Annotated in this window: 20 protein-coding genes; 16 read left to right on the top strand and 4 right to left on the bottom strand. The window is 68.9% G+C overall.

Going from position 1 to position 19,241, the window contains the following annotated elements:
* Positions 1–47 precede the first annotated feature (47 nt).
* From uraH to VGF12_RS20655, 7 genes are all read left to right on the top strand, one after another.
* Entirely contained in the window at positions 48–401 is a 354-nt protein-coding gene (gene uraH / locus VGF12_RS20685) for a hydroxyisourate hydrolase (RefSeq protein ID WP_331177935.1), read from the top strand.
* Positions 391–603 (top strand): hypothetical protein, encoded by a 213-nt coding sequence (locus VGF12_RS20680; protein WP_331177934.1) that lies wholly within the window; start codon positions 391–393, stop codon positions 601–603. The genes uraH and VGF12_RS20680 overlap by 11 nt, the downstream gene beginning before the upstream one ends.
* Positions 596–1,366 carry a xanthine dehydrogenase accessory protein XdhC gene (gene xdhC, locus VGF12_RS20675; protein WP_331177933.1) on the top strand — a complete coding sequence of 257 codons (771 nt, stop codon included), beginning with the start codon at positions 596–598 and terminating at the stop codon, positions 1,364–1,366. The genes VGF12_RS20680 and xdhC overlap by 8 nt, the downstream gene beginning before the upstream one ends.
* Before the next feature lie 105 nt (positions 1,367–1,471).
* Complete coding sequence (locus VGF12_RS20670) at positions 1,472–2,650, top strand: urate hydroxylase PuuD (protein ID WP_331177932.1); 1,179 nt, start codon at positions 1,472–1,474, stop codon at positions 2,648–2,650.
* Between the two features lie 77 nt (positions 2,651–2,727).
* On the top strand, positions 2,728–4,017 hold the full coding sequence (locus VGF12_RS20665; protein WP_331177931.1) for a glycerate kinase: 1,290 nt from the start codon (positions 2,728–2,730) through the stop codon (positions 4,015–4,017).
* A gap of 74 nt (positions 4,018–4,091) precedes the next feature.
* Positions 4,092–4,931 carry an HDOD domain-containing protein gene (locus VGF12_RS20660; protein WP_331177930.1) on the top strand — a complete coding sequence of 280 codons (840 nt, stop codon included), beginning with the start codon at positions 4,092–4,094 and terminating at the stop codon, positions 4,929–4,931.
* Positions 4,932–4,998: 67 nt separating this feature from the next.
* Complete coding sequence (locus VGF12_RS20655) at positions 4,999–7,863, top strand: DUF3857 domain-containing protein (protein WP_331177929.1); 2,865 nt, start codon at positions 4,999–5,001, stop codon at positions 7,861–7,863.
* 54 nt (positions 7,864–7,917) lie between these two features.
* Here VGF12_RS20655 and VGF12_RS20650 read toward each other — a convergent pair whose 3' ends face one another.
* Positions 7,918–8,442, bottom strand: coding sequence for a histidine phosphatase family protein (locus tag VGF12_RS20650; protein WP_331177928.1), 525 nt, complete (start codon positions 8,440–8,442; stop codon positions 7,918–7,920).
* A gap of 89 nt (positions 8,443–8,531) precedes the next feature.
* On the opposite strand from VGF12_RS20650, the gene VGF12_RS20645 reads away from it, so the two are divergent.
* Genes VGF12_RS20645 through VGF12_RS20630 form a run of 4 tightly spaced genes read left to right on the top strand, consistent with a single transcriptional unit; the run spans position 8,532 to position 12,154 of the window.
* The gene (locus tag VGF12_RS20645; protein WP_331177927.1) at positions 8,532–9,788 is read left to right on the top strand and encodes a lipoprotein-releasing ABC transporter permease subunit; all 1,257 of its coding nucleotides are present in this window, start codon (positions 8,532–8,534) and stop codon (positions 9,786–9,788) included.
* Complete coding sequence (gene lolD, locus VGF12_RS20640) at positions 9,781–10,467, top strand: lipoprotein-releasing ABC transporter ATP-binding protein LolD (RefSeq protein WP_331177926.1); 687 nt, start codon at positions 9,781–9,783, stop codon at positions 10,465–10,467. The genes VGF12_RS20645 and lolD overlap by 8 nt, the downstream gene beginning before the upstream one ends.
* The gene (purU, locus tag VGF12_RS20635; RefSeq protein ID WP_331177925.1) at positions 10,464–11,318 is read left to right on the top strand and encodes a formyltetrahydrofolate deformylase; all 855 of its coding nucleotides are present in this window, start codon (positions 10,464–10,466) and stop codon (positions 11,316–11,318) included. The genes lolD and purU overlap by 4 nt, the downstream gene beginning before the upstream one ends.
* Before the next feature lie 14 nt (positions 11,319–11,332).
* A complete protein-coding gene (locus tag VGF12_RS20630; RefSeq protein ID WP_331177924.1) occupies positions 11,333–12,154 on the top strand; it encodes a TatD family hydrolase in 822 nt (273 codons plus the stop codon).
* Here the strand turns inward: VGF12_RS20630 and VGF12_RS20625 are convergent.
* The 3 genes from VGF12_RS20625 to VGF12_RS20615 are packed head-to-tail and all read right to left on the bottom strand — an operon-like array spanning position 12,151 to position 14,180.
* Positions 12,151–12,519, bottom strand: coding sequence for a hypothetical protein (locus VGF12_RS20625; protein WP_331177923.1), 369 nt, complete (start codon positions 12,517–12,519; stop codon positions 12,151–12,153). The two genes, VGF12_RS20630 and VGF12_RS20625, sit on opposite strands and share 4 nt — an antisense overlap.
* Positions 12,520–12,536: 17 nt before the next feature.
* On the bottom strand, positions 12,537–13,358 hold the full coding sequence (locus tag VGF12_RS20620; protein WP_331177922.1) for an MOSC domain-containing protein: 822 nt from the start codon (positions 13,356–13,358) through the stop codon (positions 12,537–12,539).
* Between the two features lie 12 nt (positions 13,359–13,370).
* Entirely contained in the window at positions 13,371–14,180 is an 810-nt protein-coding gene (locus VGF12_RS20615; RefSeq protein WP_331177921.1) for a mechanosensitive ion channel family protein, read from the bottom strand.
* Between the two features lie 15 nt (positions 14,181–14,195).
* On the opposite strand from VGF12_RS20615, the gene VGF12_RS20610 reads away from it, so the two are divergent.
* The 5 genes from VGF12_RS20610 to VGF12_RS20590 form a co-directional block, all read left to right on the top strand.
* A complete protein-coding gene (locus VGF12_RS20610) occupies positions 14,196–14,753 on the top strand; it encodes a DNA-deoxyinosine glycosylase (RefSeq protein WP_414710163.1) in 558 nt (185 codons plus the stop codon).
* Between the two features lie 9 nt (positions 14,754–14,762).
* Positions 14,763–16,187, top strand: coding sequence for an amidohydrolase family protein (locus VGF12_RS20605; protein ID WP_331177920.1), 1,425 nt, complete (start codon positions 14,763–14,765; stop codon positions 16,185–16,187).
* Entirely contained in the window at positions 16,184–16,957 is a 774-nt protein-coding gene (locus tag VGF12_RS20600) for a spermidine synthase (RefSeq protein ID WP_331177919.1), read from the top strand. Before VGF12_RS20605 ends, VGF12_RS20600 begins: the two co-directional genes overlap by 4 nt.
* Before the next feature lie 11 nt (positions 16,958–16,968).
* Positions 16,969–18,750 (top strand): GspE/PulE family protein, encoded by a 1,782-nt coding sequence (locus VGF12_RS20595; RefSeq protein ID WP_331177918.1) that lies wholly within the window; start codon positions 16,969–16,971, stop codon positions 18,748–18,750.
* A 119-nt stretch (positions 18,751–18,869) separates the two neighbouring features.
* Positions 18,870–19,241 (top strand): tripartite tricarboxylate transporter TctB family protein (locus VGF12_RS20590; protein WP_331177917.1); only part of this gene is annotated, 372 nt, incomplete at its 3' end.

The following is a 19,241-nucleotide window of genomic DNA, read 5'->3' as shown; positions in this document are numbered from 1 at the left end:
CTACACTTTGCATCAAGCCGCATCCCGCGACGGACAACGGAATCCCGATGGGCAAACTGACAACACACGTGCTCGACACCGCCAACGGCTGCCCCGCAGCCGGCATGACCGTCCGCCTCTATCGTTTTGAGGCAGAAGGCCCCAAGTGGCTGCGCAGCCTGCACCTGAACGCGGATGGTCGCGCCGATGGCCCCGTCCTCGAAGGGGCGACCTTCACGGCCGGTCGCTATCGGCTGGTTTTCGAGGTGGCGGCCTATTTCCGCGCCCGTGGTGACAAGCTCCCTGAGCCGGCCTTCCTCGACGAAGTGCCACTGGACTTCGGCATCGCCGACGAGGCCTCGCACTACCACGTGCCATTGCTCGCGTCGCCCTGGGCATACTCCACCTACCGTGGCAGCTGACAAGTCGTCTCGGCTGGATCGCCTGGGTGACGGCGCTCTCGTCGTTATTGAAGGGCTTGCCAACGTTGGCGTGTGGGGCAGTGCCGGCGTGGCCATCGCGATGGGCAAGTTCCTGCTGGGCGGCGCGCTGGCCGCGCTGAGCCTGGGCGTTTTCCTGCGTTTCAAGCGGTTGCGCGCGAGAAGGATGGCCCGTCGTGGCTGAAGCAGCTTGTGTCCTCGTCACGGTGTCCCGCACCAGCGGCAGCGTGCCGCGCGAGGTCGGCGCCTGGATGGCCGTGAGCCGGGCGGGCATCCAGGGAACGGTCGGTGGCGGCCATCTGGAGTTCGATGCCATCGCCCGCGCCCGCACGGCGCTGGATGGCGGCGAGTTGGAGGCAGAGGTGCGCTACCCCCTGGGTGCCAGCCTTGGCCAATGCTGCGGCGGCGTCGTCTGGCTGCACTTCGAGCGCCTCGCGGCCGGCGCCGACGTGGCAGCCCGCCTGCCCCTGCCGCCGTTGCGGCCGCTGGCGCTCTTTGGCGCCGGCCATGTCGGCGTGGCCATCGCCCACATTGCCCGAGACTTGCCGTTGGCCCTGCACTGGATCGACAGTCGCGAAGGCCAGTTCCCCGCCGAGCCGCCCGCGCGCGGCTGGCGCCAGGAGGTCTGCGACCCGGCCGCCGACGCCGTGGCCGACCTGGTGCCCGGCTCGGCGGTGCTCATCATGAGTCACAACCATGCCGAGGACTTCGACCTTGTCGCCGCTTGCCTGAAGCGTCAGCGCGAGCGCGGCGACCTGGCCTTCATTGGCATGATCGGTAGCCGCACCAAGTGGGCGAGCTTCCGCCAGCGGCTGGAGGCGCGAGGATTCACCGAGGCCGAGCGGGCGCAGGTGGCATGCCCCATCGGAGTGCCTGGCGTCGCGGGCAAGCAACCTGCGGTCATCGCGGTGGCGGTGCTGGCGCAGATCCTGGCGCTTCCTCAATAAACTCGCGGCCAGTCGCAGCGGTGTCGGGCCTTCACAGCCTGCGGACGCGACCCTTGGGCTCCACAGCACCCGCCGTGGTGGGGCCATCGAGATCACCACCGCTTCATGGACATTTACCTGCTCGACTGGGCCAACCTGCTGCTGCGCTGGCTGCACGTCATCACCGTCATCGCCTGGATAGGCGCGTCCTTCTACTTCGTCTGGCTGGACAACCACCTCACCAAGCCGCAGGCCGAGGACCTCAAGGCCAAGGGCGTGGACGGCGAGCTGTGGGCTGTGCACGGTGGCGGCTTCTACAACCCGCAGAAGTACATGGTGGCGCCTGCCAACCTTCCGCAGGATCTGCACTGGTTCTACTGGGAAAGCTACTGGACGTGGATGAGCGGCTTCGCCCTCTTCATCGTGCTCTACCTGTGCAATGCCGGCCAGATGCTGATCGACCCGCGCGTATTCGCCTGGGGGGCGGCCTGGCAAGCGGTGGCGGCGGCGCTGGTCTTCCTCGTCATGGGCACGGTGGTCTACGAGGCCGCCTGCCACACTTTGGGGCGCACGGCCGACGGCGGCGTCGGGAATGACGGCCGCGTCCTGGCGGCGGTGGCGGTCTTCGTCGTTGCGGCAAGCTGGCTGGCCTGCCACCTCTTCGCCGGCCGCGCGGCCTTTCTCATCGTCGGCGCCACGCTGGCCACCATGATGACGGGCAACGTCGCGCACTGGATCATTCCGGGGCAAAAGAAGGTCATCGCGCAGATGCGCGCCGGCCAGAAGCCCGATCCTGTGTACGGCCAGCGCGGGAAGCAGCGCAGCGTGCACAACACCTGGTTCGGCCTGCCGGTGTTGATCGCCATGCTCAGCAACCACTACGGCATGCTGTACCAGCATGCGCAGAACTGGATCGTGCTGTGTGTGCTGATGGCCGCGGGTGTGGCTGTGCGCGTCTTCTTCGTCAAGCGCCACAAGGGCGTCAATAGCTGGGGGGCCGTCGCGCTGGCACTGGCGCTGCTGGCGGGGCTCATCGTCTGGATGGCTCCCAGGCCGCAGGCGAGCGGCGCGGTCGCGCCGGTGACGCTGGACCAGGTGCAGGCCGTCGCGGGCCAGCGCTGCCTGGCCTGCCACGCGGGTGAGCTGGCGCAAAAGGGCGTGCGTCTGGACAACGCCGAGGCGCTGGTCGCCCACAAGGCGCAGATCTACCAGCAGGTCATCGTGCAGCGCGCCATGCCGCTGAACAATGCGACGGGCATGACGGACGAAGAGCGTGCCCTGGTCGGCCGCTGGGCGCAACAATGAGCCCCGCCCGACCGGCTTCGCCGGCTGCCGCGCGTGCGGTTTCTGCGACGAACTTCAACTTCAACAGGCGATGAGTCTTGGCAACGCTTGATCCTCGGGCGCTGCTGCGCCAGCTTTACGACGTCGCGGTGGCGCGCGCGCTGCCGGGCGAGGTGATGGCCTCGCGTCTGCCACCACCGCCGAAGGGCCGCACGTTGGTGCTGGGTGCTGGCAAGGCCGGCGGCGCGATGGCCCAGGCGCTGGAGGCCGCATGGCCGGCCGAGGCGGCGCTGTCCGGCCTGGTCATCACCCGCTACGGCCACGTCCCCGGCGGCTGGCGGCCGCGGCGGTTGGAGGTTGTCGAGGCGGCCCATCCTGTACCAGACGCCAGCGGTCTGGCCGCGAGCGAGAAGCTGCTGGCGCTGACAAGGGGCCTCACGGCCGACGACCTCGTCATCTGCCTGATCTCTGGCGGAGGCTCGTCCCTGATGACCCTGCCCGCAGCGGGCCTGACGCTGGCCGACAAGCAGGCGGTCAACCGCGCCCTGCTGAACAGCGGCGCCGCCATCGGCGAGATGAATTGCGTGCGCAAGCACCTGTCGGCCATCAAGGGCGGGCGCCTGGCCGCCGCCTGTGCACCGGCTCGCGTGCTGACGCTGACTATCAGCGACGTGCCCGGCGACGACCCGGCCATCATCGCCTCCGGTCCCACGGTGGCCGACGCAACCAGTTGCGCCGACGCGCTGGCCATCTGCCGGCGTTACCAGATCGACCTGCCGCCCGCTGCCCGGGCCGGTCTGGAATCGGGCGCCTTCGAGACACCCAAGCCCGGTGACCCGCGTTTGGTGGCCCACGAGCTGGTCATGCTGTCCACGCCGCAGATGAGCCTCGCAGCCGCAGCCGAGGCGGCCCGCGCGCAGGGCATCGCGGCGCACATCCTCAGCGACGAGATCGAAGGCGAGTCGCGTGTCGTCGGTGGCGTGCATGCGGCCCTGGCCCGCGCCGTCGTGCGGCATGGCCAGCCGTTCGCGAGGCCGTGCGTCATCCTGTCGGGCGGCGAGACCACAGTAACGGTCAACCCGGCCAAGCCCCCGGGCAAAGGCGGCCGCGCCACCGAGTTCCTGCTCGGCTGCGCGCTGGCTCTGCAATGCGAACCCGGCGTCTACGGGCTGGCAGCGGACACCGATGGCATCGACGGCGTCGGCCCGCACGCCGGGGCGCTGCTGACGCCGACCAGCCTGGGCCGCGCCCGCGCGCTGGGCCTGAACCCTCAAGCCCTGCTGGACGCACACGACAGCGCCAGTTTCTTCGAGCCGCTGGGCGACCTGCTTGTGCCCGGACCGAGCTTTACCAATGTCAACGACTTCCGTGCGTTGCTGATCGTTTAGGACCGGCAAAGGTCGTGGCGTCGCGGCCGCCTTCGTCCTAGACTGGCTCGCTACAGCGTCCGAAGGAGTCCGCGATGACTGCAGCCGCCGAGCGTTTCTTCGTCAGGCACGCCGCCCTGCCGACCATGCCTGAGGTGGCCTCGCGGCTGCTGAAGAGTTTCGAAGACGACAACGTCGTGCTGAGCCAGATCGCGGCGCTGATCGAGAAAGACTCGACGCTCTCGGCACGTGTGCTGCGGCTGGCGAATTCGGCCCATTACAGCCCCTCGCACCAGATCGCCACGGTCGTCGACGCCGCGCATGCGCTGGGCATGGAGACGCTGCGCAACCTGGCCATGGCGGCCTGTCTGAGCGGTGCATTCCCCCAAGTGCAGGACCTGGATCGTGCGCGCTTCTGGCGACACAGCCTGGCGACGGCCAACTACGCGCGCATCCTCGCGCGCATGCTGGGTACCGACGCGAGCACGGCCGACACGGCCTACCTCGCCGGCCTGATGCTGCGCACCGGCCAGCTGCTGATGGCCATCGACGAGCCGCATCTGGTGGCCGACGTTGAAGCCCATGCCACCGAGCCGGGCAGTCGTTTCTCGCTGGAGGAGCACCGTTTCGGCTGCACGCATGCCGACGTGACCGCCTCGCTGGCCGCGCATTGGCATTTCCCGCCGGCGCTGGTGGGCGCCTTCCGGGACGCCAACGCGCCACTGGACGTGCGCCCCTTCTCACTCGTCGCCGCCGTGCTCCATGTGGCCGAGGTGCTGGCCGACGCGGCTGAGCACCACGACGAGCCCGTGCATGCGCTGAAGGTGGCCGTGCCCGAGCTGATCGAGCACCTGCACCTGGACCTGGAGCTGCTGGCCGCCCGCATCGCCGCCACCGGCGACCCCGCGGCCGAAGTGGAGCAAATGCTCCACTAGAAGCCCGGGACAGCCGGCGGGAGCGGCTGCGCCCCCACAATCGGGGCGTGAGACCGGGAGGACGTGGATGCGTTTGAAATTCTGGCCAGCCCTGGCCCTCGTTCTGGCCATGGCCACCGCGTCCGCACAGACGCCGTCGGCGCCCAAGCGCCCTGCCAAACCTGTCACCCCGCCGCTGGCCAAGGCCGCCGCACCGGCCGCCCATCCCGCCGTGCCCGCGGGTTCCGGGTACCGGTTCGGCCCGACGCCGGCCTGGGTCAAGGCGATCCCGCCAGCGCCGTCCACCGAGGCCCGTCCCATCGCGACGGGCGCCAAGGCACGCCGCGAGCCGCTCGTTGACATCCAGGTGCAGCTTGCGCCCAGGTCGACCACCGCGACCTATGTGCACCTACAGCGCGAGGCGCTGGACACGTCGACGCTCCGCGACGTGTCCGAGCCGCAGATCAGCTTCAACCCCGCCTACCAGCAGCTCGTCATCCACCAACTCGGCGTCATCCGCGGCGGCCAGCGTCTGGACCGGCTCAAGGACGCCCGCGTCGAGCTGATGCGCCGGGAGCAGCAGCTCGAGCGGCAGATGATCGATGGCGTGCGCACAGCACTGGTGGTGCTCAGCGACGTGCGCGTCGGGGACGTCGTTGACGTCGCCTACACGCTGGAGGGCGAGAACCCGATTTTCGAAGGCCGCTACTCGGCGCTGATGCAACTCGCCTCTGACGCGCCTGTGGAGCGCCTGCACCTGCGCGTCGAGGCGCCACCGGAGCGACGGCTGGCGGTCAAGGCCATCGCGGCCGACGTCTTGCCCGAGCGCTTCGACGAGGGGGGACGCCAGGTCATCCGCGTGTTGCGTGAGCGGGTGCCTCCCGTGCCCGAGGAGGCCGCCACGCCGCCCTGGTTCAAGGTCTACCCGGCCCTGCACATCAGCGAATACGCCGGTTGGGCAGAACTGGACCAGTGGGCGCAACGCCTCTTCGCTGCAGACACCCAGTCCGCGGGTGTCGCCGAGAAGGCCGCCGAACTCAAGACCCAGGGCGGCACGCCCCAGCAGCAGGTGGCCGCCGCGTTGCGCTTCGTGCAGGATGAGGTGCGCTACTTTTCGGCCTCGCTGGGCGAGAGTTCGCACCGGCCCAAGCCGGCCGCGAAGACACTGGCCGAGCGCCTGGGGGACTGCAAGGACAAAACCTTGCTGCTCAACGCCATGCTCGGCGCGATGGGCTTCGACGCCCGGCCGGCCCTGGTGTCCGTTGCTCGCAACCGTGGCATCGCCGGCTTCCTGCCCTCGCACGACCAGTTCGACCACGTCATCAGCCGCGTGCAGGTCGGCGACACCGTGTACTTCCTTGATCCGACGATGAACGGTCAGGGCTATTCGCTGGAGACGCGCGGCTACTACCACTACGGCGCGGCCCTCGTCGTCGGCCTGGGCGAGGCGGGGCCGCAGCCCGTCGTGCCGCCGGACTTCGCGCGGGACGCGCTGGCCTTCCGCCAGGACTGGGACTTCAGCCAGCTCGCAAGGCCCCCCCGGCTGGACACCTCGTTCAAGGCGACGGGCCTGGCCGCCGAGCGCTGGCGCGCCAACCTCGCCACGGTGGGGCTGGAGCGCATGGCGGAGTCCATCGCCGGCGCGTACGTGCGGCTGCTGCCGGGCCTCGTAGGCGTAGGACAGCCCGAGGTCGTCGACGACCGCGAGACGAACCAGTGGGAGCTGAAGCTGCATTTCGAGCATCCCGGCATGGGACGCTACCAGCACGGCGCGCTGGAGCTGGAATTCCCGGCCGTGGAGCTGGTCGACGGCTTGTCGCTGCCGCCCGAGGCCCGCCGCCGCTACCCCTTCATGCTGGATCCGACCCGCACGGTCGAGCTGCGTGTGAGCGTCAGGGGCCCGCGCGCCATCACATCGCCGGCGCCGGCACCTCAGCAACTGGCCGACAAGCATTTCGCCTTCTCCAGCCGTGTCGAGTTCAGCGGGCCGACGGTGCAGTTCATCAGCCGTGTCGAGCGGCGGTCCGATGAGGTCCTGCCAGCCGACATGGAAGGCTACCGGGAGCGCGTGGGCCGAGCCCGTCAGATGCTGGGTGCGCAACGGCTGCGCCTGAGCCTGCTGGACCTCAAGGCGATGGAAGCCTCGTTCGGCGACATCCACGGCCGCCTGCTCAAGTTCCGCAGCGGGGCCAGGCCCGACGCGCTGTGGCAACTGGTGCAGACCAATGAATTCGTGCGCCTGGCCAGCAGCCAAGTGCTGGCAGCGGCCGACCCCAACGGTCGACTGGCCGCTCGGGCGCTGGCGGAACGGGCGCAGGCCAACAACCAGCTCGGCGATTTCGACCGGGCGCTGGCCGACGCCGACCGCGTGCTGATCATCGCCCCCGAAGGCGAGGAGGCCGTGGCGGCGCTGGAGGCCCGTGGCGTGGCCCTGGTCGGTCTGGCCCGACCCGCCGATGCGCTGGCCGCATTCAGCCAGCAAGCCCAGCTCGGTGCCGGCGGCAGCTGGCTGGGCACCGCCCACTACATGCTGGGCGACTACGCCCGCGCGGAGGCGGCCTTGCGTGACAGCGCCGCCAATGCCAGCGGCGAGGCACGGCAGTTCATGCTGCTGTGGCTCTATCTGGCCGCCGAGCGTCAGGGCGGGCGCGGCAAGGCCGCCATCGCCGACGACCTGGCCGTGGCGGACACCGGCAAGTGGAGCGGCGCACTGCTGCGCTACCTTGGTGGCAGCCTGGACCGCGAGGCCCTGCTCAAGCTCGCCCGCGAGAAGCCGGAGACCGAGCGGCTGCGCCTGGCGGAGGCCTATTTCTTCATCGGCCAGCAACTCGCCGCCCAGGGCCGGCGCGGTGAGGCGCTGCCCTGGTTCGAACGTACGGTGGCCACACAGGCCGTGCCCTACCGCGAGTTCACGCTGGCGCAGTGGGAACTGAAGCGGGGCGCAGCGCCATGAGGCGCCGATGTGCGAGGGGCGGAGGGCGTCGCGCCAGTCGCGGCTGAGCTGGGGTCAGAGGCAGCCTGCCGCCGGCGCGGGGCTGGGTGCGCCATATCCCAGCTGCATCCAGCCGGCACCCGGGCGCAGCAGGAGGATGTGGTGGAAGCTGGTCTCGCAGATCTCTGTCATTTGCGGGCCGCCGAGCGCGGTCAGGATGGCCGGTACCGTGTTGCTGTGGCCTACCACGAGGACGGTACCGGTGCGCGCGCGCACGGCATCTGCCACCGCCTGCACATGCTCGGCCGCGCCGCCCCGCCTGGCCTCGATGACTTGCGGCTGCAGGCCCTGGGCCCGGGCCAGCGGCGCGGCGGTGTCGCGGGTGCGGCGGAACTGCGTGGTCAGGATGGCATCGACCCGGGTGCCGGCCAGCGCCTCGGCCAGAGCCAGCGCGCGCTGCTCGCCAGCGGGCGTGAGGCCGGGGTCCGACGCCGGTTCGGCAGCGCGCTCGGCATGGCGCACGAGGATGACCAGATCAGGCATGGCGTGGGCGGGCAGGGCCAGGGCAGCAGCGAGGATCAGGGCGAGTAAAGCGTTCATTGCGGTTTCAAGCAAGGGGTGCTCGCCATTGTGATGGCGCCCTGCCAGTTACCATCCCGGCCCCATGCCGTACGCCTTTGCACCGCCTCATGCCATTGCCGTTTGAACTCCAGGTCGGCTGGCGCTACACGCGCGCCGGACGCGGTGGGCGGCGCAACCGCTTCATCAGCTTTATCTCAGGAGCATCAATTCTGGGCATTGCGCTCGGTGTGGCGGCGCTCATCATCGTGCTGTCGGTCATGAACGGCTTCCAGCGCGAGGTGCGCGACCGCATGCTCAACGTCATCGCCCACGTCGAGCTGCTGGACTATGCCGGCCAGGCCCTGCCGGACTGGCAAGCGACCGCCGCGAAGGCTCGGCAGAACCCCGAGGTCATCGGCGCGGCCCCCTTCATCGCCAGCCAGGGGCTGATCGCCCGTGGCGAGGACATGCGCGGCGCCGTGCTGCGCGGCATCTCGCCTGCCGAAGAGGCCAGCGTCACGGCGCTGGGCGCCCAGCTCAAGGACGGCGCATTCGCCCGCCTGCAGCCCGGTGCCTGGAACATCGTGCTGGGCGTGGAGCTGGCGCGCCAGCTTGGCGTGCGCGAGGGGGACAAGATCACCGTCGTCGCACCTGGTGGCCAGGTCACGCCGGCCGGCGTCGTGCCGCGGCTGAAGAGCTTCAACGTCGTGGGCACCTTCAGCGCCGGCCACTACGAGTACGACTCAGGCCTGGCGCTGATGCATGTCGACGACGCGGCCAAGCTCTTTCGCACGGGCGGGCCGACCGGCGTGCAGCTCAAGCTGCGCGACGTGCACGACGCCCGCCGCGTGGCGGCCGAGCTGTCGCAGGCCATGGGCCCGGACATCCTGGTGCGCGACTGGACCCGCTCCAACGCCAACTGGTTTGACGCCGTGCAGATCGAGAAGCGCCTGATGAGCATCATCCTGACGCTGATCGTCGCCGTCGCGGCCTTCAACCTCGTCTCCACCCTGGTCATGACGGTCACTGACAAACAGAGCGACATCGCCATCCTGCGCACGCTGGGCGCCAGCCCGCGCTCCATCATGGGCGTGTTCATCGTGCAGGGCGCCGTGGCCGGTGTCATTGGCACGCTGTCGGGTGTGGGCCTTGGACTGCTGGTGGCGTGCAACATCGACGTCATCGTGCCGGCCATCGAGCGCTTGCTCAACGTCAGCTTCCTGCCCGGCAGCATCTACGTCATCAGCCAGATGCCCAGCGATCCGCAGCGCGGCGACATCATCCCCATCGCCCTCGTGTCCCTGACTCTGTCTTTCCTCGCCACGCTCTACCCGAGCTGGCGCGCCAGCCGCGTGCAGCCGGCGGAGGCGCTGCGCTATGAGTGAGCTGATGCTTCAGGCCACTGGACTGACCCGCCGCTTCGAGGAAGGCGGCCTGGATGTGACGGTGCTCAAGGGCGTGGACCTGCACGTCGCGCGCGGCGAGACGCTGGCGATCGTCGGCGCCTCTGGCTCGGGCAAGAGCACGCTGCTCCACCTGCTCGGCGGTCTGGACGCACCGACCACCGGTGCTGTCACGCTGATGGGGCGCCCGCTTGCCGCCATGGACGAGGCCGAACGCGGCCGCTGGCGCAACCAGCACCTGGGCTTCGTCTACCAGTTCCACCACCTGCTGCCGGAGTTCAGCGCGCTGGACAACGTCGCGATGCCGTTGCGCATCCGCCGCGAGCCCCAGGCCGAAGCGCGCGCCGCGGCCGCCGAGATGCTGGCTCGCGTCGGGTTGAAGGACCGCGTCCATCACCGGCCGGCCGAACTATCAGGCGGCGAGCGCCAGCGTGTTGCCATCGCACGCGCGCTGGTCACGCGCCCGGCCTGCGTGCTGGCCGACGAGCCCACCGGCAACCTCGACCGCGATACCGCTGCGGCCGTCTTCGAGCTGATGCTGGAGCGCGCCCGCGAGCTTGGCACAGCCTTTGTCCTTGTCACCCACGACCGCGACCTGGCGGCACGCTGCGACCGGCAGCTGCGCCTGGTGGCGGGGCAATTCCAAACGACCTCCGCATGACTCCGCGTTTCGTCCTCAAGCTCTCCTGCCCCGACCGCGCCGGCATCGTGCATGCCGTCACCGGCGTGCTGCTGCAGCAGGGCGGCAACATCATCACCTCGCACCAGCACGGCGATGCAGACCATGCGCGCTTCTTCATGCGCATCGAATTCGAAGCACAGGCCGAGGAGGCCGCGATGCAGGCCGCCTTCCAGCCGCTGGCGAGCGAATTCGGCATGGACTGGGAGCTGGTGGCGCGCGCGCGCAAGACCCGCGTGCTGTTGCTGGTGTCCAAGCTGGGCCACTGCCTGAACGATCTGCTGTTCCGCGTGCAGACCGGACACTTGCCCATCGAGATACCGGCCATCGTGTCCAACCACCGCGACTTCTACCAGCTCGCGGCCTCACACAACATTCCCTTCCATCACTTCCCGCTGCTGGGTGGCACGGACGCGCAAAAGGCGGCCCAGGAGTCCAAGATCCGCGACGTGGTCGCGGAGAACAGGATCGACCTCGTCGTGCTGGCCCGCTATATGCAGATCTTGTCACCGGAGTTGTGCCGCGACCTGTCGGGCAAGGCCATCAACATCCACCACAGCTTCCTGCCCAGCTTCAAAGGTGCCAAGCCCTACCACCAGGCCTACGAGCGTGGTGTGAAGCTCATAGGCGCGACCGCCCACTACGTGACCAGCGACCTGGATGAAGGCCCCATCATCGAGCAGGAGGTGGCGCGCATCGACCACAGCATGCCGCCCGAGCAACTGGTGGGCATTGGCCGCGACATGGAGTGCGTCGCGCTAGCTCGGGCCATCCAGTGGCATGCCGAGCACCGGGTCTTGTTGAACGGCAACCGCACGGTCGTCTTCCGCTGAGCTACAACGAGGGCATGTGGATCGACACCCACTGCCACCTCGACGCGGCCGAATACGACGCCGACCGTGACGACGTCATCGCGCGCGCGCGCTCAGCGGGCGTCGCTCAGATCGTCATTCCCGCCGTCGCTGCAACCAACTTCGACACCGTGCGGCTGCTCGCCATCCGGCACGACTTCACCTACGCGCTGGGCATCCACCCGCTGTGCGTGATGCAGGCCAAGGCCGGGGATCTGGATATCTTGGCCGAGGCGCTCGATACCCATCGGATCGACCCGCGGCTGGTGGCCGTCGGCGAGATCGGTCTGGACTACTTCGTCGAGGGGATCCATCCTGATACCCAGCAGCACTTCTACCTTGAGCAGCTCAAGCTTGCCAAGCGTGCCGGCCTGCCGGTGCTGTTGCACGTGCGTCGCAGCGCCGACAAGCTGCTGGCCGGCCTGCGCCGCGTCGACTTCCCGTTCGGGGGTATCGCCCATGCCTTCAATGGCAGCGAGCAGCAGGCGAAGGCCTTCATCGAGATGGGCTTCAAGCTGGGCTTTGGCGGAACTTTGACCTTTGAGCGCTCGCTGCAGATCCGGCGCATCGCGGCGAACGTGCCCGAGTCGGCGCTGGTCATGGAGACCGACGCGCCGGACATCCCGCCGCACTGGCTTTACAAGACGGCCGCCGAGCGGGCGGTGGACCCAGGCCAGGCGCGCAACGAATCAGCGGAGCTTCCTCGGATTGCGGTGAGCCTGGCCGAACTGCGCGGCTGGACGCTGGAGAAGACCGCGGCCATCACGTCGGCCAATGCGTGCGCGGCGTTGCCGCGACTGGGCCGAGCGCCTGCTTAAAGAGCGGTCGACTGCATCGTGAGTGCCTCCTCGTATTCCTGATCGGCCTCAGCCGGCAGGCAGCGCAGGCCCTCATACATCCCGCGGGCGACCTGCCGGGCTTCCCGGGATGCCAGGCCGCCTTCGATGCGGACGTTCTCCACGGTGCCGTCGGCCTTGACCAGGTAGCGGACGACGAAGCGGAAATCGCCCGAAGGCATCTTCCTGATCAGCTGAGCGACTTTGGGCTGCGGGCAACGGCCCCGGGAAGACTTGGGGACTTCCGACGCTGCGCCGGCAGGGAGCTTCGCCGCTGGGGTGTCGGATTCGGCCGCATGGCAGGCCAGCGCGACGCAGAGCAGGGCAGGCAGGGCGATGTGTCTCATGATTGAGTGTAGGGCGGCTATTCGCCGAAATTCAGCGTTAGCTCGACACGATCGCCCACGCTGAGCTGTCCGGCGCCGCTGCCGCTGGCATAGACGCCGAACTGCACCGCCGAGCCGGGTGCGCGCTCGGCGCTGAGCCGGGTCAGCGCATCCAGCGCTTCGGGTTGCGGTTTGCCGCTGGCCGGGTCGACCGTCGGCACCACGCACCGCACGCAGGGCGAAGTGAGGTGCAGCGTCGGCCCGCCGGAGATGCGGGCGTCGATGAGGATGTCCTCGATGAAGGGGGGCAGCTCACTGCCGTCTTCCGCGTGCAGCAGCAGGTTGGCGCGGGTGCGTTCGGCGGGCCGGTTCAGCGGTTCTGCCAGGGCCTCACGCCAGGCTCGCAGCGAGCCGTCGCCGACGAGATGCAGCGGGTTCGGGGCCAGGCTTTGCCGGGCTTCGGTGCCCAGGCGCACGAGGCGCAGGCGCTCGCCCGTCGTGGCGCGCAGCAACGCGGCCGCGTCGTCGCCAGCGTCCCACCCCTGCCAAGTGTCGAAACGCTGGTGTTCGCCGTTCCAGGCTCGGAATGCGACTGCCTCGCCGCCGTTGCCGGCCACGGCCAACACGCGGCCTTGGGCCTGCAACTGCAGGCCGCCAGCCACGAGCCGTGCGACGACGAGGGCCAGGCGGGGCTGTGCGCCCATCCAGGTCAGCTCGCTGGCGGCGTCGACGACACCCCAGCCCCGGTCGCCCTCGGGCCGGCCGGCGCCATCCAGTTCAAGCGTGTGCACGGCTTCGCCGGCGCATGACTTGACCGGATAGCGCCACAGCTCGGCGATGCGGGCGACGAGGTCAGCCACGATCAGGCAGCGTCAGCGGTTGCGCGGCGCGATCGGTGTTTCGGGCACCGGATATCCGGCGGCGCCGAAGGTCGCAACCACCGCCTTGTGCACGTCGAAGTACACCTGCCAGTAGTGGTCGGTGTGGCAGTAGGGGCGCACGCACAGCAGCGGGCCTTCAGGCGTGAATTGCAGGATCTCGATGTCGGGTGCCGGCTGGGCCATCACGTTCGGAATGGCGGCGATGACGGGCCGCAGCCTGGCAATCGCGTCCAGCGGGTCCACGCTGTTGGCGACCTTGGCCAGGCAGTCCACCCGGCGGTGGGGCAGGGTGGAGAAGTTCTGGATGGCGCCGCTGAAGATGGTGTTGTTGCCGACGATGGTCTGCACGTTGTCGGGCGTGGTGATGGTCGTGCCGAACAGACCGATCTCGGCGACCGTGCCGGTCACGCCGCCCGCCTGCACGAAGTCGCCCACCTTGAACGGCCGCAGTACCTGCATGAAGACGCCGGCTGCGAAATGAGTCAGCAACCCGCCCCAGGCCGTGCCGATGGCCAGGCCGGCGCCGGCCAGCAGGGCGGCGAAGGAGGTGGTCTTGACGCCGAAGATGTCCAGGATCGCAAGGATGAGGACGACATTCAGCAGCACGCTGAGGATGGATCGCAGATAGGCGGCCAGCGTGGAGTCGATGCGCTGGCCGCGCGCCAGCGCCGCCGTGAAGACACGGAGCGCCAGCGAGATCAGCCAGCGGCCGACGACCCACGCAGCGATGGCGGCCAGCACCTTGAGGCCGAAGTCCACGCCCTGGGTGCTGAGAAACTGCCAGATGGCTTCTGTGTTCATCATTCATCCCTCCCCGTGAAGATCCTTGCATCCTCTCAAGCCGGCGCCACGGGTGCCAATCCCGTAAACCCCGATCCCGCGCGGTTGCAGGGGCTGGCGCCGGTGTTCGACGCGCAGGCCCGGCTGCTGGTGCTGGGCAGCTTCCCCGGCGCGGCCTCGCTGCAGGCGGCGCAGTATTACGCTCATCCGCGCAACGCCTTCTGGCCGCTGATGGGGGCGCTGCTGGGCCTGCCCGACTTGGCGGGGCTGTCCTATGCCGAGCGCCTGGACGCGCTGCGCCACCACCATGTCGCGCTGTGGGATGCGGTGGCTGCCTGCCGCCGCGAGGGCAGCCTGGACACGGCCATTGAGGCGGCCGAGCCCAGCGAACTGGCGGCGCTCGTCGCCCGCCTGCCCAAGTTGCGCGCGATTGCCTGCAATGGGGCCCTGGCTCATAGGCAGACGCTGCTGGCCTTGGGCGAGCCAAGCTTGCCGGTGCTGCGCCTGCCGTCCACGAGCCCGGCGCATGCGGGCCTGCGCCTGACCGACAAGATCGCCGCCTGGCGGGCCGGGCTGGCGCCGTATCTGGCCTAGGATGCATCCATGAAAAGACTGTTCATGGCCGTCATCGCGGCCTGGGCGGGTGGGATTGCCGCCGCTTCCGCCATCCCTGCCGACCTGATCCTGCGCGACGCCACGGTCGTCGACGTGGCCGCGGGACGCCTGGTGACCGGCCAGGCCGTTGTCACGCGCGGCGAACGCATCCTGGCCGTCGTCGACGCGAAGCAGTTGAACCGCTACAAGGCGAAGCAGACGGTGAGCCTCCAGGGCCGCTACCTGATTCCCGGCCTGTGGGACAGCCACATCCACTTCGGCGGCGGCGAAGCGCTGATCGAAGAGAACCGCCACCTGCTGCCGCTCTACTTGGCACATGGCATCACGACGGTGCGTGACTGCGCCGGCGATCTCAGTGACACGGTGCTGCAGTGGCGCGACGAGATCGCCGCCAAGACGCTGCTGGGCCCGACCATCTTCGCCTCCGGCGCCAAGCTGGAGGGCTACAAGCCGCTGTGGAAGGGCACGCAGGAGGTCGGCACGCCGGCGGAGGTGGGTCAGGCGCTGGACAAGCTGCGCAAGGACCGCGCGGACTTCGTCAAGATCACCGAGAACACCATGCGCGCCGAGATCTACCTGGACGCGCTGCGTCAGGCCAAAGCGCGCGGCCTGCCGAGCTCGGCGCACCTGCACGGCGCCGTGACACTGGACCAGGCGGCCGAGGCCGGCCTGGGCACCCTGGAGCACTTGAACTACCTGCTGCGCGCCGCCACGCCGAAGGAGGCCGAGCTGACGTCCCAGGTCGCCGCCGGCACCCTCACGGCACGTTCGGCTGCTGAACAGAGCCTGGCCACCTTCGACGAAGCCACGGCCCGCGCCGCCTTCAAGCGCCTGGCGTCGCACGGTACGGCCGTCGTGCCGACGCTGTCGGTCATCCGCATCACCGCCTATCTGGATCAGGATGACCATGCCAACGACGACTATCTGAAGTACATCGGCCCCAAGCTGCGCCAGACCTATGACTGGCGCGTCAAGCGCGCTGCGCTGGACGGGCCGGACGCCATTGCCTACCGACATGCGAGCTACGAGAAGACGGCGCGGCTGCTGCCGTTGCTGGCCGAGGCCGGTGTTGAGATCGTTGCCGGTACGGATGCGGGCTTCCTGAACAGCTTCGATTACCCGGGCCAGGCCTTGCACGACGAGATGGCCGTCTATGTGCGTTCCGGCCTCACACCGGCGCAGGCGCTGCGCTCGGCCGTCGTGGCGGGCCCGCGTTTCCTTGGCAAGCTGGACGACTATGGCGCGCTGGCCGAAGGCAAGACAGCAGACATCGTGGTGTTGAAGGCCAACCCGCTGCAGGACATTGCCGCGACGCGCCAGATCGACGCCGTCGTCACGCGGGGCCGCCTGCTGGATCGCCAGCACCTGGATGCGATGCTGGCCGGAGTGCGCGACTGGGTGGCTACGCAATGAGGGCAAAGCCTCAAGTCTGGGGCCCGGCGACGCTGAGCGAGTTCGACGGGGTGCGCTTCCTGCACCTGGACTCGATCTGGGTGCAGGGCGCAATGCGCATCCGCAAGCCCGACCAGCTCGAACTCGAGTACATCCAGCGCATGTGCGCCTGGATGATGTGGCGCGACCCGACCGCGCTGGGCGCGGGCCATGCCGTGCAGCTGGGCCTGGGGGCCGCTGCGCTGACGCGCTTCTGCCATGGCACGCTGAAGATGAGGACCACGGCCGTCGAGATCAATCCCGAGGTCATCGCTGCTTGCCGACAGTGGTTCCGGTTGCCGGCCAACGACGCGCGGCTGGAGGTCGTCAACGAGGACGCCGCTCGCTGGGTCCAGGACGATGCCCATCTGCAGACGGTCGACGTACTCAACGTCGACCTCTATGACCACGATGCCGCCGCGCCGGTGCTGGATGACGAAGCCTTCTACGCCGCCTGTCGCGGCGTGCTGGCCGACGGCGGGTTGATGACGGTGAACCTGTTCGGCCGCAGCGCCAGCTTCGCGCGCAGCGCTCTTCGCATTGCGCGGGCCTTCGGGTCGGACCAGGTCTGGAGCCTGGCGCCGACGAAGGAGGGCAACACCGTCGTCGTCGCGGCGCGCGGCGTGCAGGTGCCGCATCGCGACGTGCTGGAGCAGCGCGCGGCTAACATCGAATCGCGCTTCAAGCTGCCGGCCCGCAAGTGGCTCAGGCTTGTCAGGCCGTTGCCGATGAGCATCCTCAACGCACTCTGAGACCCGCCTCGATGTCGACCAAGCCTAAGCACTCGGTTCCCACCTCCAAGACCGAGGGCCGCCTGGACTGGCGCCAGCTGTTGCACTGGTTGCTGGAGGACGGGCTCGTCGACGAACCACAGGTGCAGCGCACGGAGCAGCGCTTTGCCGCGGGCGACAGCTCGCTGCACCCGCTGGTGCGGCTGGGGCATGCCAGCCTGGTGCGACTGTCCACCGGCAAGCCGCTGGACGTGGAGGCGCTGTCCGAGTGGCTGGCCGTGCGCGCCAAGCTGCCCTATTTGCGCATCGACCCGCTGAAGGTGGACGTGGGCCGCGTCGGCGATGTGATGTCCATAGGCTATGCCGAAGCCAAGCGCTGCCTGCCGGTGCAGTTCGGCGTGAACGACGTGACGATCGCGACGTCGGAGCCCTTCGAGACGAGCTGGGTGGCGCAGATCGAGTCGCATGTCCGCAAGCCCATCAAGCTGGTCGTCGCCAACCCGCTGGACATCGCGCGCTACACGACTGAGTTCTTCACGCTCGCGCGCTCGGTGCGCGCCGCGGCCAAGGCCGGCGAACAGAGCCAGGTGGCAAGCTTCGAACAGCTTGTTGAGCTGGGCCGGACCAACAAGCAGCTCGATGCCAACGACCAGGGCGTCGTGCAGGTTGTCGACTGGCTGTGGCAGTACGCCTTCGACCAGCGCGCCTCGGATATCCATCTGGAGCCGCGCCGCGAGATGGGCGTCATCCGCTTCCGCATCGACGGCGTGCTGCACACGGTCTACCAGTTGCCACCCACGGTGATGAGCGCGATGACCTCTCGCATCAAGCTGCTGGGCCGCATGGACGTGGTGGAGAAGCGCCGCCCGCTGGATGGGCGCATCAAGACGCGCAACCCGGCGGGCGACGAGGTGGAGATGCGCCTGTCGACGTTGCCCACCGCCTTCGGCGAGAAGATGGTCATGCGCATCTTCGACCCCGACACCGCGGTCAAGGACCTCTCGTCGCTGGGCTTTGGTCAGCATGACTCCGACCGCTGGGAGGGCCTCGTCAAGCAGCCCCACGGCATCATTCTCGTGACGGGCCCGACCGGCAGCGGCAAGACGACCACCCTGTACTCCACACTGAAGCGGCTGGCGACCGACGAAGTCAATGTCTGCACCATCGAAGACCCGATCGAGATGATCGAGCCGGCCTTCAACCAGACCCAGGTTCAGAACGTGCTGGACTTCGGCTTCGCCGAGGGACTGCGCGCGCTGATGCGCCAGGACCCGGACATCATCATGGTGGGCGAGATCCGGGATCTTGAGACGGCCGAGATGGCCATCCAGGCCGCGCTGACGGGCCACCTCGTCTTCAGCACGCTGCACACCAACGATTCGGTTTCAGCCATCACACGGCTGATGGACCTGGGCGTGCCGAGCTATCTGATCAGCGCGACCGTCATCGGCGTGCTGGCCCAGCGCCTCGTGCGCACGCTGTGCCCGCATTGCAAGCAGCCCGACCCCGTCGTCACGCGCGAGAGCCTCAACGAGCTGGTGCGCCACTGGCGCCTGGGCGGCGGCGTGAAGCCCTACAAGCCGGTGGGCTGCCTCGAGTGCCGCAATACCGGCTTCCGCGGCCGTGCAGGACTTTATGAGCTGCTGACGGTAAGCGAAGGTGTCAAGGGTGCGATGGCCGACCTGACTGCACTGCGCCGCCAGGCTGTTCAGGAGGGGCTGCGCCCGTTGCGGCTGGCCGGCGCAATGAAGGTGGCCGAGGGGGTCACCACCGTGGAGGAAGTGCTGCGCAGCACGCCGTCCTGGGAGGGCTGAACCAGGGCGTGGGCGTGGACCATGCTTACGTGTAATCCACAGGCGGGCGGCCCCGGAGCCACTGCCAGAATCGCCGCCAACAGACAGCGCGGCCTCCGGCGCGCCGGAGGCGACAGACGATGAAGATCAAAAGCCAGCGGGACTTCTGGTCCGGGCTGATGTTCCTGGTGGCGGGCATAGCGTTCGCTTGGGGGGCGACCGAATACTCCTTTGGCACCTCGGCCCGACCTGGCCCCGGGTACTTTCCGTTCGGGCTTGGCATCCTGCTGGCGCTGCTCGGCGGGCTGGTGCTGTTCAAGGCGCTGACGCTTGAGTCAGAGGGGGGCGATCCGGTCGGCACCATTGCTTGGCGACCGCTGCTGGTCATCGTCGCCGCCATTGTCGTTTTCGGTGTGGCGCTGCCGCGCCTGGGGCTGGCCTGCACGCTGCCGCTGCTCATCGCGCTGTCGTCGCTGGCGGGTGACCAGTTCCGCTGGCGCGACGTGCTGGTC

The sequence above is a fragment of the Roseateles sp. genome (assembly GCF_036404855.1).
In the GTDB taxonomy this organism is placed as follows: domain Bacteria; phylum Pseudomonadota; class Gammaproteobacteria; order Burkholderiales; family Burkholderiaceae_C; genus Pelomonas.
Note: the sequence above shows the minus strand (reverse complement) of the source record. Positions and strands in the feature narration are given on the sequence as shown.